Annotated in this window: 17 protein-coding genes and 1 riboswitch; of the genes, 12 read left to right on the top strand and 5 right to left on the bottom strand. The window is 44.8% G+C overall.

From position 1 onward, the window contains the following. The first annotated feature begins 183 nt into the window (after positions 1–183). Positions 184–327 carry a sporulation histidine kinase inhibitor Sda gene (locus tag MHI15_RS09050; RefSeq protein ID WP_036685584.1) on the top strand — a complete coding sequence of 48 codons (144 nt, stop codon included), beginning with the start codon at positions 184–186 and terminating at the stop codon, positions 325–327. A 133-nt stretch (positions 328–460) separates the two neighbouring features. Here the strand turns inward: MHI15_RS09050 and MHI15_RS09045 are convergent, their stop codons facing one another. Further along, the gene (locus tag MHI15_RS09045; RefSeq protein ID WP_076128050.1) at positions 461–1,435 is read right to left on the bottom strand and encodes an NAD(P)/FAD-dependent oxidoreductase; all 975 of its coding nucleotides are present in this window, start codon (positions 1,433–1,435) and stop codon (positions 461–463) included. Between the two features lie 331 nt (positions 1,436–1,766). Between MHI15_RS09045 and MHI15_RS09040 the strand changes: the two genes are divergently transcribed. Continuing rightward, entirely contained in the window at positions 1,767–2,960 is a 1,194-nt protein-coding gene (locus MHI15_RS09040) for an NAD(P)/FAD-dependent oxidoreductase (protein ID WP_036685230.1), read from the top strand. 1 nt (position 2,961) lies between these two features. After that, positions 2,962–3,240, top strand: coding sequence for a hypothetical protein (locus MHI15_RS09035; RefSeq protein ID WP_036685228.1), 279 nt, complete (start codon positions 2,962–2,964; stop codon positions 3,238–3,240). 67 nt (positions 3,241–3,307) lie between these two features. Here the strand turns inward: MHI15_RS09035 and hemQ are convergent, their stop codons facing one another. Further along, positions 3,308–4,066, bottom strand: coding sequence for a hydrogen peroxide-dependent heme synthase (gene hemQ / locus MHI15_RS09030; protein ID WP_036685226.1), 759 nt, complete (start codon positions 4,064–4,066; stop codon positions 3,308–3,310). A gap of 306 nt (positions 4,067–4,372) precedes the next feature. Here hemQ and MHI15_RS09025 point away from each other — a divergent pair, with 306 nt between their 5' ends. The 3 genes from MHI15_RS09025 to dnaI all read left to right on the top strand — a co-directional run bounded on the left by MHI15_RS09025 (position 4,373) and on the right by dnaI (position 7,423). Next, the gene (locus MHI15_RS09025; protein WP_036685224.1) at positions 4,373–4,669 is read left to right on the top strand and encodes a YuiB family protein; all 297 of its coding nucleotides are present in this window, start codon (positions 4,373–4,375) and stop codon (positions 4,667–4,669) included. A 240-nt stretch (positions 4,670–4,909) separates the two neighbouring features. Continuing rightward, a complete protein-coding gene (locus tag MHI15_RS09020) occupies positions 4,910–6,448 on the top strand; it encodes a helicase DnaB (protein ID WP_341164350.1) in 1,539 nt (512 codons plus the stop codon). A gap of 18 nt (positions 6,449–6,466) precedes the next feature. Next, on the top strand, positions 6,467–7,423 hold the full coding sequence (dnaI, locus tag MHI15_RS09015; RefSeq protein WP_076134190.1) for a primosomal protein DnaI: 957 nt from the start codon (positions 6,467–6,469) through the stop codon (positions 7,421–7,423). A 424-nt stretch (positions 7,424–7,847) separates the two neighbouring features. Here the strand turns inward: dnaI and MHI15_RS09010 are convergent, their stop codons facing one another. Beyond that, entirely contained in the window at positions 7,848–8,006 is a 159-nt protein-coding gene (locus MHI15_RS09010) for a YqzM family protein (protein ID WP_094902239.1), read from the bottom strand. Between the two features lie 353 nt (positions 8,007–8,359). Between MHI15_RS09010 and trxA the strand changes: the two genes are divergently transcribed. Together trxA and uvrC are read left to right on the top strand one after the other, a co-directional pair. After that, positions 8,360–8,677 (top strand): thioredoxin, encoded by a 318-nt coding sequence (trxA, locus tag MHI15_RS09005; protein WP_036679814.1) that lies wholly within the window; start codon positions 8,360–8,362, stop codon positions 8,675–8,677. 121 nt (positions 8,678–8,798) lie between these two features. Beyond that, positions 8,799–10,751, top strand: coding sequence for an excinuclease ABC subunit UvrC (gene uvrC, locus MHI15_RS09000; RefSeq protein WP_282580007.1), 1,953 nt, complete (start codon positions 8,799–8,801; stop codon positions 10,749–10,751). A gap of 88 nt (positions 10,752–10,839) precedes the next feature. Here the strand turns inward: uvrC and MHI15_RS08995 are convergent, their stop codons facing one another. After that, complete coding sequence (locus tag MHI15_RS08995; RefSeq protein WP_076127962.1) at positions 10,840–12,516, bottom strand: CPBP family intramembrane glutamic endopeptidase; 1,677 nt, start codon at positions 12,514–12,516, stop codon at positions 10,840–10,842. Positions 12,517–12,838: 322 nt separating this feature from the next. Beyond that, a riboswitch (cyclic di-AMP (ydaO/yuaA leader) is annotated at positions 12,839–13,016 on the top strand. Positions 13,017–13,078: 62 nt separating this feature from the next. Between MHI15_RS08995 and MHI15_RS08990 the strand changes: the two genes are divergently transcribed. Further along, positions 13,079–14,437 carry a TrkH family potassium uptake protein gene (locus MHI15_RS08990; protein WP_249267754.1) on the top strand — a complete coding sequence of 453 codons (1,359 nt, stop codon included), beginning with the start codon at positions 13,079–13,081 and terminating at the stop codon, positions 14,435–14,437. A gap of 13 nt (positions 14,438–14,450) precedes the next feature. After that, a complete protein-coding gene (locus MHI15_RS08985) occupies positions 14,451–15,122 on the top strand; it encodes a potassium channel family protein (protein ID WP_036679808.1) in 672 nt (223 codons plus the stop codon). Positions 15,123–15,659: 537 nt separating this feature from the next. On the opposite strand, the gene MHI15_RS08980 is transcribed toward MHI15_RS08985, so the two are convergent. Beyond that, a complete protein-coding gene (locus MHI15_RS08980; protein ID WP_036679806.1) occupies positions 15,660–16,562 on the bottom strand; it encodes a LysR family transcriptional regulator in 903 nt (300 codons plus the stop codon). Positions 16,563–16,965: 403 nt separating this feature from the next. Here MHI15_RS08980 and MHI15_RS08975 point away from each other — a divergent pair, with 403 nt between their 5' ends. Beyond that, on the top strand, positions 16,966–17,631 hold the full coding sequence (locus tag MHI15_RS08975) for a succinate dehydrogenase cytochrome b558 subunit (protein ID WP_036679804.1): 666 nt from the start codon (positions 16,966–16,968) through the stop codon (positions 17,629–17,631). Positions 17,632–17,676: 45 nt separating this feature from the next. Next, on the top strand, positions 17,677–19,419 hold the full coding sequence (gene sdhA, locus MHI15_RS08970; RefSeq protein WP_076127961.1) for a succinate dehydrogenase flavoprotein subunit: 1,743 nt from the start codon (positions 17,677–17,679) through the stop codon (positions 19,417–19,419). The last annotated feature ends 19 nt before the right edge of the window (positions 19,420–19,438 follow it).

Below are 19,438 nucleotides of genomic sequence, written 5' to 3'. Positions count from 1 at the left end.
TCAATCCTGTGTATAACTATTATCCCCATAGTCCACTGTGTAGCTAGTACCTTTATAACGCTTACACACATTTTATACACAGGATTTCCACATGTACTTGTGGATAACGCGAACGCTTGTTCGAAAAATGATAGTTTGATATGATAGATTCAGATCCAAATAAAGGAAAGGTAGATGAAGTTTATGGTTGAATTGTCGGATGAGATGCTGCTTGACTCTTACCATAGAGCAATAGAGCTGCAACTAGAGCATGATTTCATCGCTCTTCTACTCGTTGAAATTCGCAAACGAAACTTACACTCTCCAGTACATGCGGTTCTTCATTAAAAAAGCGCAAAGGATAACTTTGTAGCAGGCTACATATATAAAACCGCGAGGCACAAACAAACATAAAAGGGTATCCTCACAGGCTGTTATCAACAGGCCTGTAAGAATACCCTTTTTTATTGTGTTAATAGATTTAGAGTTTCATATTACTGCTGTGACCCGGTGATAGCTTCGCTTCTGGATCAATGTACACCTTAGCATTATTCACAGCCGTTGGAGCTTCGCCAAATCCTACAGCAATCAGCTTCAGCTTACCAGGGTAAGTTGTGATATCGCCGGCAGCAAATATGCCTGGAATGCTTGTTTCCATACGCGAGTCAACAACAATGGAGTTCCCTTCAATATCAATACCCCATTCGGCAATAGGACCTAGGGAAGAGATGAATCCGAAGTTAACAATAACGCTGTCCACTTCAATTTCTTGAGTTTCTTTGGTCTTGATATTTGACAATGTAACCTTGGTAATGAACTCATCACCATGCAGCTCTGTAATTTCAGTAGGGGTAACTACGTTAACCTTGGAAGCCATCAGGTTCTCAACGCTATGTTCATGCGCACGGAATTTATCCCGGCGGTGAATCAGGGTTACCTGTTCAGCGATGGGTTCCAGCATGAGCGCCCAGTCAACTGCAGAGTCACCGCCACCGCTGATCAGAACTTTTTTATCTTTAAAGGCATTTAGATCATTTACAAAATAATGGAGGTTTGCTTTTTCAAAACGTCCAGCGTTGGGTAATTCCAAACGACGAGGTTCAAATGCACCTACACCAGCTGTAATGATGATCGCCTTACTGTGGTATTCGGCTACATCGGTTGTAACCACAAAATGACGTTCGTCCCGTTTTTGAACAGAAATCACTTTCTCCTCCAGCCGGATATTGGATTGGAACATATCCATTTGCCGAGACAGGTTGTCGACCAATTCTTGTGCTGTTACTTTTGGAAAACCTGCCACATCATAAATGTATTTTTCTGGATAAAGGGCAGCAAGTTGTCCCCCCAATTGGGGCATACTTTCAATAAGGGTTACTGATGCCTGACGCATTCCGCCGTAAAATGCGGCAAACATGCCAGCTGGCCCGCCACCTATGATTAAAAGGTCGCTCATAGGAACGCTGGATTGCTCTTGGGTCACGGGATATTACACCTCCGAGTTGATATATTCATTTTGCCATACTTGTGTACCTACTTATTATAATCATTGTGACACATACCTGCAAAGAAAGACTTTAGAAGTCAATAAAAGTGTGACGTTTTTTAGTATTTTAATGTTTGATTAATGCTACACTAAGGTTTACAATGGATATGGTCAATTTAGAAATACTTCAAGTTTGATTGGAATTTCTTCTAAATATAAGTGTATAAATTCACAAAAAGGACCGTACATTGTTTCAATAAAAAATACAAAGACAGATTTACCTCTTGGAAGGAGCCGGAACATGAGTAGTATTCCCAAAATCGTTATCTTAGGCGCGGGCTATGGGGGTATTTTGACCGCACAGCGCTTGCAGAAGGCTTTGAATTATAATGAAGCGGATGTCACGCTTGTAAACCGTCACGAGTACCACTATTTTACTACCCATCTACATATGCCTGCGGCGGGTACGGACAGTATTGAACACACCCGGGTGTCCATTTCGAAACTAATCGATGAATTCAAGATCGACCTCGTGAAGTCATCTGTTCAGGAAATTCGTACTCAGCAGAAAAAGATTATTTTGGAGGATGGTACCCTATCGTACGATTATCTTGTCATTGCTTTAGGTGGAGAGCCTGAAACATTTGGTATTCCTGGACTTGATAAATACGCACTGACAATCCGGAGCATCAATTCCGTTCGTTTAATTCGCGAGCATATTGAATATCAATTCGCTAAGTACAAGAACGAGAACAATGCTCAGGAGCATATTAATTTTGTTGTCGGTGGTGCCGGCTTTAGCGGTATCGAATTTGTAGCTGAATTAGCTGACCGTATCCCTGGACTGTGTAAAGAATATGACGTAGATCCAAGTATGGTTAATATATATAACGTAGAGGCTGCTCCGACAGCACTGCCTGGTTTTGCTCCTGAGCTTGTGGAGTATGCGATGGACTTGCTCACCAAAAAGGGAGTTACCTTCAAGATGGGTGTTGCGATCAAGGAGTGTCTGCCAAACGGGGTAATTCTGGCATCAGGCGAAGAAATCAAAGCCTCCACAATTATTTGGACAGGCGGAATCCGTGGCAATCGTCTTATTGAGGCTGCCGGATTTGAAGCTATGCGTGGGCGCGTGAAGGTAGATGAATATCTACGTGCACCGGGCCAAGAGAATATCTTCATTATTGGTGATGGCTCCCTTATGATTAATCCGGAAGGACGCCCTTACCCGCCAACCGCTCAAATTGCTATGCAGCAGGGTGAATGTTGTGCGCATAATTTGGTGGCAGCAATCCGCAATCAACAGCCGAAGAAATTCGCATTCAGCAATAAAGGAACCGTAGCTTCCCTAGGCAAAGGCCAAGGAATCGCTGTAGTAGGCAGCAAAACTTACAAGGGCTGGACTGCAGCTCAGTTGAAAAAAGTTGTAGATATGCGCTACTTGTTCATTATCGGCGGAATTCCGCTGGTTCTGAAAAAAGGAAGATTCTTATAAGATGCGCCATTGCAGCGTACAGGTACGCGGACTGCTGACTCGGGAAGAATTGGACCGTTATAACGGACTGATAGAGGTTGGATCTTATCTGGAGGATCAGAACCAGTATGATCTGGCTTATATCGTTCAGAAGGAAATTGATCTGCTCATTCTCCCTGGTATCGAACGCCTGAAGGATAAAGGGCGCGCTCGGGATCGGGCCACGGCTGAATATCTGGAAAGTTTACGTGAAGATGATGAGGATAACGAAGATGAGGATTCAGGAACTTCGGTGTCTTAATCTAATAATATGGCAGTAAAAAAGGTGTGTCTCCATGCGAACTGGAGACACACCCTTTTTTTTGTTGTTACAGCTTGAGCATTTCTTCAAAAGATTCTTCAGTCAGCAGATTGCCGACATAAAAAGGTCCGAATTCGCCGTAGCGGGCACTTACTTCGTCAAAACGCATTTCGTATACCAGCTTTTTGAATTGCAGTGCATCTTCAGCGAACAGAGTCACGCCCCATTCCCAGTCATCAAAACCGACGGAGCCGGTAATAATTTGCTTCACTTTACCTGCATATGAACGTCCAATTAACCCGTGTGAAGCCATGAGCTCCCGGCGTTTGTCCATATCAAGCATGTACCAGTTATCGGCAAGCTCGCGTTTTTTGTTCATAGGATAGAAACAAATGTGTTTCGCTTGCGGTAAAATAGGCTTTAGACGTGCGGCAACATGCGGATTCTGCATAGGGTCGCTGCCGTCGCTGCCACTGCCACCAGCAGCGTAGTTGCTTAATTCAACAATACTTACATATGAATAAGCTTTGGTTGTATATTGAGCAAAAGCGATTTTGTTAAAGGCGGTCTCAAGTTGGTTCAAAGCTTCTAGGCTTTCGCGCAAAAACATCATTACAAAATCAGCCTTTTGGCCCACTATGGAGTATACTGCGGTGCTGCCTTCTTTAGCTTCCTCAACAGGGCTCCATTCCTGCATAAAAGCATGTAGTTCTTCCAGGGCAACGGCACGTTCTTCATCATCTGCTGCCGTCCAAGCGGTCCAGTTCAGAGAGCGGAAGTCATGCAGTGCATACCAGCCTTCCAGTGTCAAAGCGGCTTCGATCATGATCTCACTCCTTAAAAGTTTTACGAAGCATAAGCCTCGCTGAAATAACATCGCGTAAAACTCGCAATTAAAGCATAAACTTAGTCTTACGAAGCATCTGCTTCATAGGCTATGTATGATCTGATTAATCTACTTGCATTGTATCGCAATCAAGCCGCCAAGAGCAAACGGAGGCATCCTCTAAGTGTGCGAATTAGTGCGTGAATTTGAATAAAGTTCATTGCTTCGTGACATTTTTTCTAGTAAACTTACTACTAGCTTGTAAAAGATGTGCGCTTCTTTATAGAAAGGGGTGGAGACGGTAAGATGGGATTTATTCCAGTGTTTATCCTAGCCGTTTTATTCTTTGTGATGATGTTTGGTATCGGCTTTATTCTTAACATGTTAATGAAGACAACCTGGTTTCCCGCTTATCTATTCGTACTTATTATTCTACCCGTCGTAATCTATTCTATTTGGGATAGAAACGCGATGTCGCTCTGGGAGCATCTCTCCAGTTTCCACTTTGTTGATTATCTTACAGGTGTCGCTGGTCTTGCAGGTGCTATACTTAGTGGATGGACCATTCAAAAGCTGCGCTTTGGCGGTTACAAGATGTTTTAAAGATTTGAAAGAGCCTATGTTATGAATCAGTCTTATATTTCTGCGAGAAACGGGATACCTTCCTCTTTAGAGGACGGCGAAGCCGTTTCTTCTTGTTTAATAGAGGTAGATATTCGTAAGAAGAAGTTGATTATATTGCGAAAAGAGTCGAAATTGGGATTTTATTTACATTTTCGCTATGTTAATTTGTGATAGAATAGAATCCTGTATGAATTCGTGTAAACAAGGGGGTATCCGTAGATGCGGATGAGTAACTTACATCATTTCACCGAACATCATCGGTACTGCGTTTCCCGCGAATTTGGTCTTAGTGTTATAGATGGACGTATGCTTAGCTCTGTATATCAACCTATGGTAGGAGCCTTTGCAATCAGCTTCTATCGCTTGCTGGTTGAACATGTGCCAGCAGATAGCATTGGCTATTCTGGAGTGGAGCAACAGCGCAGGCTATTTATGACTTTGGGTGTTGAACCCAATGAGAAAGGCCGCAAATATTTAATTGATCAGGCTTCCCGGTTAGAAGCAGTGGGTCTATTGCAGACCTGTCGAATCTATGTGCCGGAAACAGATGATTATTTATATGAATATGAGCTAATGCCGCCGCTATCGCCAGCCGACTTTTTTGCCACTCAGCATTTAACCTTGCTGTTACGTGATAAGATTGGCAAATTTGCTGTGCTGTCCTTACGGGAACAGTTCTGGAATCGCGAGCCGGAAGAGTGGAGTCGCAGATCTATAGGCAAAGAGAATATTTCCGTGCCTTTTTATGATATTTTTCAACTTAATACACATGTCATTGATTATGAGCTGGAGCAAGCTTTGGCAGAGGTAGCCTCTGTTCGACAGCCCGGCACGCTTGAATCCGGAGAGCAGGCAATTGGATACAGTGACATTATTTTGCGTTTTCCACGGGAGTCTGTGAATCGGGCTCATGTAGAAAAACTGCGCTTTGACCATACTCAAATGGGTGTAATTAACTATGTTGCTCATAAATACGAACTGAGTCCGCAGGATTTATGTCGTTTGCTGGATGAGGATGGAGTGTTCTCACCGGAGGGCGAGGTCATGCTGGATGCGTTGCAATATAAAGCGAGCCAACATTTCAGGCAAGATATGAAACGACAGGAAAAACGTGAAATTGCAGCTGCGAAAGTTGTTTCTATCCGGTCCAGTGCGACCGAAGAGAATGATGATTCTATAGCACCACCAGAGCAATCTGTTGAGATGGAGTATTATGTAGAAGTACCGCCACAATTTTTGTCCAAATGTGACATTCACCAATATAATATGATGCTGCGGAACGAACCTTATACGAGACTGCTACAAACCTTTTTCCCGGGTGCAGTGCCCAGCCATCTGATGGATATGTTCGAGAAAATAGATCTGAACTATAAGCTGAGCGGTGAAGTAATTAATGTACTCATTCATTATTTAATGACTATGGTAGCCTCGGGTGGAGAACAGCGGATGAACCGCAATTTTGTAGAGGCTATCGCCTCCAATATGCTGGTTAAACAAGTGAACACCTACGAGAAGGCTGTAAGATATATTAGAGATCAGTCCAAAGTGAAGGGCAAGGGGACAACGGCTAATGCTGCTGGAGGAACACGATCACGTTCTTATGCCAAAAATACAGGCCGCTCCAATAAACCGCAAATTCCGATTGTGCTGGATGATGGAAGTGCTGGAACAGTATCGGAAGAGGAATTCGCGGCGATGATGAAGAAAGCAGCAGAAATTAAGGCTAGTAAGAAAAAAGGCGTATCGCAAACGCCTTAATGAAAGAGAGGTGGAACAATGGAGTCTATGGGCGATGTACTTCGTTCGATCAACAATCCAACTCTACGGCAGCGTCAACGCGATCTTGAACAGGGGTTATTCAATCATCCACTTGTGAAGGCATTACAGTCCGAACATCCTGAACTGGACGAATCACGACTGCGGCTTCATATGAGTCGCCTGTATCAATATGTAGAGGAAAGCCGAAACTGTGCGAACTGCCCAGGACTAGAGAAGTGTCCAAATGATTTTCCTGGCCATTATAGTAAACTAACGGTAGAAACTGTGAATGGTTCAGTGGATCTATATGAACGCAAGACGGCATGCCGGCTTAAAGTGGCACAAGATAATCAGGATAACATCCGCAAACGTATTCGTAGCTTTTATGTGGACGAGCGTGTACTTAACGGCGGTTATGATGAGATAGATATTATGGGCAAAGACCCGCGCCGGGTCTCGGCTGTGAATAAAATATTTGATTATATCACGAATGTTAAAGAGGAAGGCCTGACTTCACGCGGCATTTATTTACATGGCTCTTTCGGAACAGGCAAAACTTTTTTGATGTGTTATTTACTGCATGAGCTTGCTGTTGCTGGATATACCGGAGTGATCGTATACATGCCAGACTTTATAGAGGACTTGAAATCGATCATGATGGATGGCCAGAAGATGAAGGAAACTGTTGATACGATGAAAAACTGCGATTTACTTATTTTTGATGACATTGGTGCGGAAAATTTGAATCCTTGGGCTCGTGATCATGTACTTGGGGCGATCTTGAATTATCGGATGAACCGCAAACCAACCTTCTACACCTCGAATTATCCGTTGGATGGCTTGGAGAAACATCTTAGCTTTACGAGCAAAGATGGTGAAGAGGTCTATAAAGGCCAACGACTAATGGATCGCATTGCTCCTTTTGTGGATGTTCTTCCACTGCATGGGGAAAATCAAAGAGGGGCCAATAGATAAGCCTGGAATATTCATAATGTAAAATTCAAAAGAGCAGTGATTCCTCTTTTATTGGAGGATCGCTGCTCTTCGTTTTTTTTGGTTATTCGAACTCAAACGCCGCTTTTTCCCTGCTACGAAGCAGGATCGCCTTAAGTCCTGATTGTTTTTCACTTGTTCAAACACACTTTCGGGTTGCAGCATCTGGCGGGCATACTGAATCTGATCGATAATTAGGGAATATCTCCCTAAAAATGAACTGATTCGTCAGCGAAAACAGATATTCTCCCGATTATTAGGGAGGAATTCCCTGATTTCGTTCATTTATAGCAAATATCGGTTATAATCAGGGAGGTTTTCCCTCATTATTCTAAAAAAAGAAGCCGCCCCATAAGTAGCATTCACTACTTTTGAGACAGCTTCTTTTTATTGTGCGAAGATTCCTTTACTCCGAGAGAATGAACTTAAGGATGACCATTCCGAAAAAGACAACCGTCATAAACGTGGTCATTCCGAAAAATCCGGTCATCAAATCCCCAAGATCATTGCGGGGTTCTTCGTTGATATGTTCTCGTGGGTCCCGTACTTGCGCGTTAACATCCATAGTTTCTGCCTCCTTACAGGGACAAGCCCCATATTATTAGATGCAAATTGACATTAGTTTATGAAATAAGTCATTGACAATTAATGCGCTTTCTTTAAGTATACCGAAATGCTGGGGAGGTTGTAAAGAAAAGAGTACGCAAAAAAAATACATTGAAGGCAATATAATTGCGAGTGATATTTCACATATCCCATAAAGATATGTTATACTTGTAATGTGTCGGTAAGTGGTAATTTGGTTATCATATTACATGAAACAATTTATTAACTCATATTTCGGAGCAGCTTCCATGAACTAAGCTTTGGCTTAAGATGTGCGTAATGCTTCGCAAAACTTAAAGGAGGAACAATATCATGGCTATCGTGAACGTGTCTGACCAATCCTTCAGTAACGAAGTGGAAGGTCAAGGTACTGTAGTAGTAGACTTCTGGGCTCCTTGGTGTGGTCCTTGTAAAATGCTCGCTCCAATCTTGGATGAATTGTCCACAGAGCTCGGAGACGACGTGAAAATTGCAAAATTGAATGTGGATGAGAATCCGGAAACGGCTTCCCGTTTTGGTGTTATGAGTATCCCAACTCTGATCTTCTTCAAAGATGGTCAACCGGTAGATAAAGTTGTGGGACTGAACTCCAAAGAATCCCTGAAAAATATCGTAGCAAAACATCAATAATTGATAGATGCTACTGTTCGGGCCTCGGCCCTGCCACTCAGCGCCTTCGGTTCATTCCGGAGGCGTTTTGTGTGCTGAATGCCAACTAATCATGGGTCCAATTTAGCTGGAGGGGATCATTTTGGACAATATCCGCAATAAACTGGCACTACTACCCGATCTGCCTGGCTGCTATCTGATGAAGAATCAGGAAGGCACTATTATTTATGTGGGCAAAGCGAAGGTACTTAAGAATCGGGTACGCTCTTATTTTACAGGCAGTCATAATGGTAAAACGCAGCGGCTTGTCGCTAATATTGCTGATTTCGAATACATCGTTACGTCCAGTAACATGGAAGCGCTCATTCTAGAGTGTAATCTGATTAAGAAACATATGCCGCGTTATAATGTGCTTTTGAAAGACGACAAGACGTTTCCTTATATAAAAATAACGAATGAAACTCACCCGCGCCTTGAGGTTACACGCCGGGTGATTAAAGATAAAGCAAAATATTTTGGCCCTTATCCTAATGCTTATGCTGCTCAGCAGACAAAAAAGCTCCTAGATCGTATGTACCCGCTTCGTAAATGCGGCGTGATGCCAAAGGAGGTCTGTCTTTACTATCACATGGGCCAGTGTTTGGCACCGTGTGAGAAGGAGGTTCAGAAATCCGAGTATGAGCAGATTACGCAGGACATCGCTGCTTTTCTAGGCGGAGGTCATGAGGCGGTTAAAAAGGATTTACAGCAAAAAATGCAGGAAGCAGCTGAGGAATTATATTTTGAGCGGGCGAAGGAACTGCGGGATCAGATTATCCATATCGATGCATTGATGGAGAAGCAGAAGATCAACACTACAGATACTAAGGACCGGGATGTATTTGGTTATGCTGTAGACAAGGGATGGATGTGTGTACAGATTCTGTACATGAGACAAGGGAAGATGATTCAGCGCCATTCCTCCGTGTTCCCGTTCTATGGTGAAGCCTACAGTGACTTTATGTCTTATGTGACGCAGTATTATAGTGATAATCCCGCTTTGCCGCAGGAGATCCTGCTGCCGGATGTGCTCGATGAGGAATCTCTGGCTAATAAAGAGACTAAACCCGAGATCGCCATAGCTGCTCCAGCAGAAGCGGATTTACAACAGGGTGAAGATACTCCTGAATCGGCTGAAGAGGCTGAGGCACGTGCGACGGCGGCGGAGGAAGCTGCGGCAGCTGGGATCGTGGATGCCGCTGGCGGCGCCTCCATTCTGCAGGAGTGGCTGGGCATTAAGGTGCTTGTGCCACAACGCGGTCTTAAGAAGCAGATGGTTGGCATGGCTTGCCAAAATGCAAGAGTGGCTATCGACGAGAAATTCCGGCTGATTGAACGGGATGAAGAGCGTACCTCTGGAGCAGCGATCAGCTTAGGCGAGAGCTTGGGGCTTGAACGCTTGAGCCGTATTGAGGCGTTCGATAACTCGAACATTCAGGGGACTAATCCGGTCTCAGCGATGGTTGTCTTCATTGATGGTAAGCCTGCACGAAAAGAGTACCGTAAATATAAGGTTCGTACGGTGGTGGGTGCGGATGATTATGGAACGATGCGCGAGGTCATTCGGCGGCGATATGAGCGGGTATTGAAGGAGAATCTTCCGATACCGGATCTTATCGTGGTCGATGGAGGGAAAGGGCAAATCTCCTCTGCTATTGATATTCTGGAGAATGAGCTGGGATTATTCATTCCGGTCTGCGGCCTTGTTAAGGATGATAAGCATAAGACGGCTCAGCTTTTGGTTGGAGATCCGCCAGAGCCTGTCGCGCTAGCCCGGGACAGTCAGGAATTTTACCTTTTGCAGCGGATTCAGGATGAGGTCCATAGGTTCGCGATCACCTTCCACCGTGAACAGCGCGGGAAGTCCATGGTTACCTCCAAGCTGGACTCTATACCTGGTATAGGTGAGAAGCGCCGTAAAGCGCTGCTAAAGCATTTCGGGTCGCTTAAGAAAATTAAAGAAGCCTCCGTGGATGATTTCCGTACACTTTCTATTGGAGAAAAGCTGGCAAAACAAATTCTTGATGCGCTCAAGGATGAAGAGCCAACCTCATAGCAATGGTGACAAAAGAAAAAGGGTATCAAAGCAGCGACTAAAGCTGCTTTGATGCCCTTTTTTAATTTCATTACGTCTTCACATTAGTTTAAATCAAAGAAGAAGGCTCCACCGGCTTAGGCTTCTGTGGTGGATTAAATCGATAGACGATGTAAGCGACTATGAACGGCATAATAATCGCGAAGATACCCGCGCCTACATTTACGCTCTCCTTCATAAAGATCAGCGTAGCGCCCATCAGGATGCTGTCAAACACGACGTGGCTGAACATGACAGCAATAAATCCGTAACGAAGGAAAATATAACTGAACAGCAGCCCGATTACGGTCAGCTCAATGGGACGGGAGCTGATGGGATAGATCGGATATAACGTATGGCCAAACGCCCAAACCAGCGTGGTGATCAAGCAAGCGATAAAAGTGTTCCGGAACACCTTTTTCAGCATAGGAATTCCGAAAAAGCGATAAATGGCTTCCTCAGATAAACCAGCGAGCCATGCGACGATAGGCAGAAGCCAAGCATATCTCATGTTATAAGGAGATTGGGTGGCGTCTGTAGTAGACCAATTGTGCAAGGTAAACGATAATATGATGAACATAACCGTCTGCACCCCTAGCAGAACGAAAGCCCAGATGTATCCAGCCCGGATACTGTCCAACACATATTGTCCATAGCCGGGCTCTTTGGCGCGGGGCCAAGGGTTCATGTCTTCCTCTTTTCGCCATAAGCCATTGCCGCCCACTAAAGAAAAGTAGAGCAAGGAGGACATCAGCAGGCTGTACAAAGCATAAATGATAAACATAATGACAGAGGTAATCTGTGCTTCTAGCCCTTCGCCCGTTGATTCAGGCAGCATATTATAGGTGCTGATCATCATGATTACAAAATAGGCTGAGCTTAGGAATACTCCACGTTTAAAGGAAGTATGCTCTCTTCTAAGAATACTGTAGACGAGTGCCAGAATTCCTAAAATCAGTGTGGGTATACCGTAACCGAATAATGTTAGCTTTTCCGCTAAAGAGGTCTGTCCTTGTACGTAGGAGGTATGCCAAGCCGGTGCAGTGAATCCGGCATTAAAGCTGGATACCTGCTCTCCACTGAAATCAAAATAATAGTGCAATAAGGATTCGCCGACCTGAACAGTACTATCCGTATACACTAGCCCATGGCTTCCTGTATTCGATTCAATTTGTAGCTTGGCAGGATTTACTTCCCATTCCTGAAGCCAAGGACGAGCAAGATTCTCCTTCTGCGCTAGAGTGAGGTCAGCTCCCTTGTCCTCTTTTGCACCAACGGAAGCGATGCCTAACCCCTCTTCGGAGGTAACTTTTGCAGCCTTTGAGAAAGCGACAATCTTACCGTTATACATATTGAGGTCAACGATGATTTGCGGCTCTTGCTCCGCTGAAGGAGTAAGCGTTGCCCGAAAGACATCAAAAGGATATTTTTGATCCAATTTTTTCTTGGTGTAGTCCTCCACAAGCTTCTCGCGAGACATATAACCATAAAAGGAAGAGTCCGTCTGGTAAAGTACATTCCATTGATCGTTTGGTGCTTCGGTGTAGTTGAGCTTTTGTTCTGCAAATAATATGGCTTGGTCACGGGCTTCTGCCTTGCTAATGACGGTGGTATCTTCACCTGTAGGGCTACTAAGCAGTGAAGGGGAAATCTGAAACATAATAAATAGAATAAGACCGATAATGCCCGAGATGATGAGCCTCTTGGAGAGGGCACGTTGCTGTAAGGGCTGGCCGACGGGATTCATGTAACGCCTCCTTGTTATGTACTGTGACAATGTTATGTTCCATTATAGTATTAGTGCCTGGTTGGTTACAAAAAACATTATATGTTCTTTTTATGGGTAATAGAGATAGTATAGAATAGTCATGTGAATTTATACCATGAATTTTATCGTGTTCATTTCTGCACGAATGATGAGAATCGGTGTAATTGCAGGGAAAACACGGAAAAGTGATGAGAAAAGGCACTCCTTTTGATGCAGTCTCTTTAAACCGCATTTTTTCATGTGAATGAGCATTAATTGTGTCTTTGTGAATTCACTAAATAACGTATATAATTTGTATGCAATTGTATAGTAGCCGAATTTCTGGTGAAAACGGGGGAACCATAAGAAGTGATGAAAAGTGGAGTGTACACGATAAATGGCACTTTCATCAGGGGTGAATTTCTTTCTGGGAACGAATAGGGCAGCCTGCACAGTCCGAATCCGACAGCTAACCTCGTAGGCTAATTTACTGCAGGAACCAAGTCAGCATTGGTTTTCCAGTGCTTTTTTTGTTGGAATTTTTGATAAGAAGGTGAGCAAAGTGGCTTCACAGTTTCGCAGGATTTCTGAATTTAAGTTTCTGAAGCTCTCGCCGCCGCAGATACTGGTGCTTGGTTTTGCATCGATCATTCTGATAGGGGCCTTGCTGCTTATGCTGCCCATCTCAAGCACAAGCGGGAATTCCGTGGAATTTATTGATGCATTATTTACTTCAACGTCGGCAACCTGTGTTACAGGGCTTGTTGTGCTGGATACCGGAACTTCGTTCACCATTTTTGGGAAAACCGTAATTATGATTCTGATCCAGATCGGCGGCTTAGGTTTTATGACCATGGCCACTCTATTTTCACTGGTGTTAAAGCGTAAAATATCTTTGCGGGACAGGCTAATCCTACAGGAAGCCATGAATCAAGGCTCTATGGAAGGAATTGTGCGACTGATCCGGAGAGTCCTCATATATTCTCTTGTCATAGAAGGCTGTGCCGCTGTGCTGCTGTCTATTCGCTGGGCTTTTGATATGCCGTTGGGAAAAGCGATTTATTATGGCATATTTCATGCGGTGTCTATGTTTAATAATGCGGGGTTCGATATTTTTGGGGATTTTCGGAGTTTAACTGATTATGTATATGATCCGCTTGTGAATATTATTGTGATGTTTCTGATTGTCTCCGGCGGGATTGGTTTTATTGTAATGTCAGATCTGGTGGAGTTTCGGGTAACCCGCAGGCTGTCTCTACATAGTAAAGTTGTCCTGTCCACCAGTACAGGGCTGATTCTGATCGGAGCTTTGGTTATTTTTATATTTGAGTTTACTAACACTCGTACCCTGGGTTCACTGAATTTCGGCGGTAAAATATTATCGGCCTTCTTTCAATCCGTGTCTCCCCGTACGGCTGGCGCGAACACAGTAGATATTGCTGGACTTCGGCAGGCTACACAATTTTTTATAGTGATTCTTATGTTTATTGGTGCTTCTCCGGGCTCAACGGGCGGGGGGATTAAGACAACAACCTTTACGATGATGATTGGTGCTGTAATTGCTATGCTGCGTGGACGGGAAGATGTTGTGTTGTTCCGTTATCGGCTGGCTCAAGAGCGCATCTACAAGGCATTAACGATCACGCTGCTGGCTTTGTTGTTAATCGCCTCTGTGTCGATGATACTCTCCACAACTGAAGACAGTAATTTCTTGGCAATCTTGTTTGAGACGACCTCCGCCTTTGCTACGGTAGGACTGACTATGGGGCTAACTCCGGAACTGTCAGCGATCGGTAAGATTCTACTCTGTCTGACGATGTTTGCAGGTCGGCTAGGTCCACTAACCTTAGCGTATGCACTCGGTCCCAAACAGGGTAAACCACTGTATAAGTATCCGGAAGGTAAAATAATTATTGGATAGGAGTTAATTAGAAATGAAAGCACAGCAATTTGTAGTAATCGGCTTAGGTCGCTTCGGTTCAAGCCTGGCGCTTGAGCTGATGGAAATGGGCTACGAGGTGCTCGGCATTGACCACCATGAAGAACGCGTGGAGGAAATGAGCGATCAGCTGACGCATACGGTAGTAGCAGATGCTACAGATGAGGGAATTATGCGCTCGCTTGGTGTACGGAACTTTGATTGTGGGATTGTTGCGATTGGTGACAATATGGAGAGAAGCATTCTGGCGGCCATTTTGTTGAAGGAGATTGGAGTCAAGCAAGTGGTGGCTAAGGCAATCTCTATCCTTCATGGCCGCGCACTGTCGCGGCTGGGGGTTGATCGGGTTATTTTTCCGGAGCGGGATATGGGGATTCGTGTGGCACATCAGCTGGTGACGCCCAATTTGCTGGATTATATTGAACTGTCCAAGGATTATAAAATTGTCGAGCTGACCGTACCGTCCTGCATGAACGGCAGAAGCTTGTCTGATTTAAATACAAGAGCTAAATATGGCTGCAGTATTGTTGCCCTAAATAGGGAAAGTGGAATAATCGTCGCTCCAACTGCCCATGATTATTTAAGTGAAGGCGATGTTATGGTACTCATTGGTCCTAATGAAAGTATTGACCGTTTTGAGAGTGAAGTTGTGAACCAAGAATCATAGGAAAAGAAGCTGACTCAAAAGTAGTGAATTCTACTTGGGGGCAGCTTCTTTTTTATGGAGTAAAGAGTAGGAAACGTATTGGATTTTAATATGCCATATGACTATGGACCATGCGTAGTGTTCTATAATGTTGGTTTGGTCGGTGCGCGACTTGCTAGGTGTGGTTATCGTACGGCTTGCAATTAGATGATTTGTGGTATCTGTGACGGTGAAATATGTGTGGCGAAAAGCGATATGTGTTCTTTGTTTGTGCGATGTACAGAGTGGGTTTTAAACTAGTTGGGGAAAAACTCCCTGAAAATAGCCGCTATTCGCTCTAAATGAACGACATTAGGGAATTCCTCCCTAATAAACAGAGGGATTCCTTAATTAGTTACTGAATCGGCCGAAAATTAGGGAAGTTTTCCCTAATTTTAAGTCTGCTGAACAGAAATCTCTGAACTTCAGGGAGAAATCCCCTAATTCGTCGATAAGTGCTTCACTTATTGCCTCATTTGGAGATCACTAGGTGCGCCCCTTGATTCATTTGGTCCGGCTTTACTGCTCACGTTCTGTCAGAAACATCTCTTCGGTAACTTGCACCAGACTGCGAGCCGCCGTGCTCATGCTTCCATCGTCACGGTAGATCAGGCAGGTGGTCCGTTGAGTCTGCTCCAGCTCCTTGATATGTAAGGACACCAGCCCGCCGCCGTTCAGCAGCTCTGGACGCAGATAAGACTTTGGCAGCAACGCAGCCGCTTTGACAGTCGGAAGCAGCCGTACGATGGCTTCGAAGGAGTCAATCTCCATGCGCACATCGGGATCAATCCCGCAGCGCTGGAATAGATCGTCCGTCAGACGCCGGTACCAGGTCCCCTTTGAGAAGAGAATCATAGGCAGCCGGGATAGATTATCCATGGTTAGCTTGGAAGATAAATTTAAAGGATGCTGCTCTGAGACGACTAGTCGCAGTTGATCCTCAAATAGAGAAATGCAGCGCAACCCGGGTTCTTGAATAGAGGAAGCGATCAGACCTACATCTGATTTTCCCTCACTAACTGAGGATACGATCTCATGCGTTCGGCCTGTGATCAGCTTCAGCTCTGCGGTCGGATATTTGTCCATATAAGCGTTTACCAGCGGCGGAAGCGTGGTCTGCAGGGAGGTAAGACTAGCCCCCAAGGTGACAAGCCTTGGCTCCCCCTCTTTGAATTTGGAAAGAGCCTCCAGAAACTTCGAACGCTGCTGCCGTTGTTCAAGCGCATAGGAATAAGTGAGACGCCCAACCTCGGTTAACTCCAGTCGTTTGCCATAACGATTAAACAGTGCGACCCCCAGACGTTCCTCGAGTTTAGAAATTTTGCGAGACAAGGCGGGCTGGGATAGATTGAGCTGGCGTGAGGCCCGGTTTAAGCTGGAATGTTCCACAACTGCTGCAAAAACATCTAAATCGTCAAACATAATTGAGTTCCTCTCCTAATGCGATGTACGATCAGTAGTGATGAAATTCATAGCCGTAAGAGTAACTGTTCTTATTACATAAGGAAAATCAGGTTATGTCGGAAAATGTAGTTTTGCTAAATGAGAATTATTATCATATAAAATCTATTCTTATGCGTTTATTGTATAACGTTTAATAATTAGATTGCAATTCCCTTATAAGCGAAAAAAGAGTAACATGAAAAGTGACACAAGATATTCACATTTTGTGAAAAATAAAACTAAGTCCGGTAAACTCTAGGATAACGGTAAATTAAGGAATTATTGTCATTGGATTGTCAACGTTATCCTGTGTCAAATGTAGTTCCGGCGGTGAATACCCATTAATGAAAACGCTGTTTTAATCGGAAAGGGGTTACTTTGTATGAAAGGATTTTATTCCAGAAAGATTCATTCCTTGCTAGGCGTTATCCCACTTGGAGCCTTCTTCATTGAGCACATGATGACGAATTTTGCGGCTGTAGAGGGTGGCGCTTCCGGTTTCACTGACAGCGTGTTATGGCTGAACAGCCTGCCGCTCGTCTTCTTCCTGGAATTGTTCGGTATATGGCTTCCTCTGCTGTACCATGGGGTATACGGACTTTATATTGCGTATCAATCCAAGCCGAACTTGAACCGTTTCAACATTGAAAGAAACTGGCGTTATACCCTGCAACGGATTACAGGTATTGTTACCTTCATCTTTATCGTCTGGCACTTGTTCCAAACACGGGTTCAGGTGGCGGTGGGTAATGTGGAGCACGAAGAATTAGGCGGTCTGATGCATGATATCGTGACTCAGCCACTTCTGCTGACACTGTATATTATCGGTATCGTTGCTGCATGCTTCCACTTCTCGAACGGTCTCTGGTCTTTCTTGATCAGCTGGGGAATCACCGTAGGTCCACGTGCACAGCGGGTATCTTCTTACCTCTGTCTTGGCATATTTGTATTAGTAACTTTCATGTTCCTGATTTCGCTGGTTACTTTCCGTGACAGTGAATTTCAAACTGCAGCAACCATTGCCCAGTCCATAAAGACCTTCATTTAATTTAAGAATCCTTTCTGATATTTTCGATAAAAGGAGTGAACTATCATGGCAACATCCGATATCATTATCGTGGGCGGCGGCCTGGCCGGCCTGATGGCTACCATCAAGGCAGCGGAAGCCGGTGCGCATGTCCATTTATTCTCATTAGTTCCTGTAAAAAGATCACACTCCGTATGTGCGCAAGGCGGCATCAATGGCGCTGTAAATACCAAAGGTGAGGGCGACTCCCCTTGGGAGCATTTTGACGACACCGTCTATGGCGGTGACTTTTTGGCGAATCAGCCGCCGGTTAAAGCGATGTGTGAAGCTGCGCCAGGTATTATTCACCTTATGGACCGGATGGGCGTTATGTTCAACCGCACACCGGAAGGTCTGCTCGACTTCCGTCGTTTCGGCGGAACGAAGCGGCACCGTACAGCTTTTGCCGGCGCGACTACAGGCCAACAGCTGCTGTACGCGTTGGATGAGCAGGTGCGCCGCTGGGAAGCTGAAGGTCTCGTAACTAAACGCGAGAACTGGGAGTTCCTTTCAGCTATCATCGACGACGAAGGTGTATGCCGCGGCATCAGTGCCCAGAATCTTAAGACGATGGAGATTGAGACTTTTCCTGCGGATGCTGTTATTTTAGCAAGCGGCGGGCCGGGTATTATTTTTGGCAAAACAACGAACTCCGTTATTAATACAGGGACAGCCGCAAGTGCGGTGTATCAACAGGGCGTACATTATGCCAACGGAGAATTTATCCAGATTCACCCAACGGCTATTCCGGGAGATGACAAGCTCCGCCTGATGTCGGAATCGGCACGTGGCGAGGGCGGCCGTATCTGGACTTATAAAGACGGGAAGCCGTGGTATTTCCTAGAAGAAAAATATCCGTCCTACGGTAACTTGGTGCCGCGCGATATTGCTACACGTGAAATTTTTAATGTGTGTGTGGATCAAGGGCTGGGCATTAATGGCGAGAACATGGTGTATTTGGACCTCTCTCACAAGGATCCAAAAGAGCTGGACGTGAAGCTTGGCGGGATTATTGAAATTTACGAAAAATTCATGGGGGATGATCCCCGTAAAATACCAATGAAGATCTTCCCGGCTGTGCACTATTCTATGGGCGGCATGTGGGTTGATTACAATCAAATGACGAACGTTCCGGGTCTTTTTGCAGCCGGAGAATGTGAATATCAATATCACGGAGCGAACCGTCTAGGCGCCAACTCTCTGGTATCTGCTATTTACGGCGGTATGGTCGCAGGACCAAAGGCTGTTGAATACATTAAAGGCCTGAAGAAATCATCGCAGGATATCTCTTCTTCCGTATTCGATAGCTTCCACAAAAAGCAAACGGACAAATATGAGTCTCTATTGGCAATGTCAGGGACAGAGAATGCTTATGTGATCCACAAGGAACTGGGCGAATGGATGACCGCTAATATGACCGTGGTGCGGCACAATCCGAAGCTGGAAGCGACCATTGGCAAAATCAAAGAGCTTAAGGAGCGTTATCGCAAGATCAATATGAATGATGCATCGCGCTGGAATAACCAAGGTGTGGCCTTCACTCGCCAGCTCTGGAATATGCTGGAGCTGTCCGAAGCGATGACACTTGGGGCGCTTATGCGGAATGAGAGCCGTGGTGCACATTACAAACCGGAATTCCCGAATCGTAATGATGAGGAGTTCTTGAAGACCACAAAAGCAGCCTGGACTGCAGAGGGTCCACAAATCTCCTACGACGAAGTGGATGTCTCGCTGATTCCTCCACGGGTACGCGATTATTCGAAGGATTAATGCTTTCCAGAAACAGAAT

The sequence above is a fragment of the Paenibacillus sp. FSL H7-0918 genome (assembly GCF_038007025.1).
Classification (GTDB): Bacteria; Bacillota; Bacilli; order Paenibacillales; family Paenibacillaceae; genus Paenibacillus_AQ; species Paenibacillus_AQ odorifer.
This window is presented reverse-complemented; position numbering and strand designations above follow the sequence as displayed.

What these genes read in the sequence shown, in the direction of transcription:
- sdhA (WP_076127961.1), top strand. Translation starts at nt 17,677, where the DNA reads ATGGCAACATCCGATATCATTATCGTGGGCGGCGGCCTGGCCGGCCTG.
- MHI15_RS08985 (WP_036679808.1), top strand. Translation starts at nt 14,451, where the DNA reads ATGAAAGCACAGCAATTTGTAGTAATCGGCTTAGGTCGCTTCGGTTCA.
- MHI15_RS08995 (WP_076127962.1), bottom strand. Translation starts at nt 12,516, where the DNA reads ATGAATCCCGTCGGCCAGCCCTTACAGCAACGTGCCCTCTCCAAGAGG.
- MHI15_RS09025 (WP_036685224.1), top strand. Translation starts at nt 4,373, where the DNA reads ATGGGATTTATTCCAGTGTTTATCCTAGCCGTTTTATTCTTTGTGATG.
- MHI15_RS09035 (WP_036685228.1), top strand. Translation starts at nt 2,962, where the DNA reads ATGCGCCATTGCAGCGTACAGGTACGCGGACTGCTGACTCGGGAAGAA.
- MHI15_RS08980 (WP_036679806.1), bottom strand. Translation starts at nt 16,562, where the DNA reads ATGTTTGACGATTTAGATGTTTTTGCAGCAGTTGTGGAACATTCCAGC.
- MHI15_RS09010 (WP_094902239.1), bottom strand. Translation starts at nt 8,006, where the DNA reads ATGGATGTTAACGCGCAAGTACGGGACCCACGAGAACATATCAACGAA.
- MHI15_RS09045 (WP_076128050.1), bottom strand. Translation starts at nt 1,435, where the DNA reads ATGAGCGACCTTTTAATCATAGGTGGCGGGCCAGCTGGCATGTTTGCC.
- dnaI (WP_076134190.1), top strand. Translation starts at nt 6,467, where the DNA reads ATGGAGTCTATGGGCGATGTACTTCGTTCGATCAACAATCCAACTCTA.
- MHI15_RS09050 (WP_036685584.1), top strand. Translation starts at nt 184, where the DNA reads ATGGTTGAATTGTCGGATGAGATGCTGCTTGACTCTTACCATAGAGCA.
- MHI15_RS08975 (WP_036679804.1), top strand. Translation starts at nt 16,966, where the DNA reads ATGAAAGGATTTTATTCCAGAAAGATTCATTCCTTGCTAGGCGTTATC.
- MHI15_RS09040 (WP_036685230.1), top strand. Translation starts at nt 1,767, where the DNA reads ATGAGTAGTATTCCCAAAATCGTTATCTTAGGCGCGGGCTATGGGGGT.
- trxA (WP_036679814.1), top strand. Translation starts at nt 8,360, where the DNA reads ATGGCTATCGTGAACGTGTCTGACCAATCCTTCAGTAACGAAGTGGAA.
- hemQ (WP_036685226.1), bottom strand. Translation starts at nt 4,066, where the DNA reads ATGATCGAAGCCGCTTTGACACTGGAAGGCTGGTATGCACTGCATGAC.
- MHI15_RS09020 (WP_341164350.1), top strand. Translation starts at nt 4,910, where the DNA reads ATGCGGATGAGTAACTTACATCATTTCACCGAACATCATCGGTACTGC.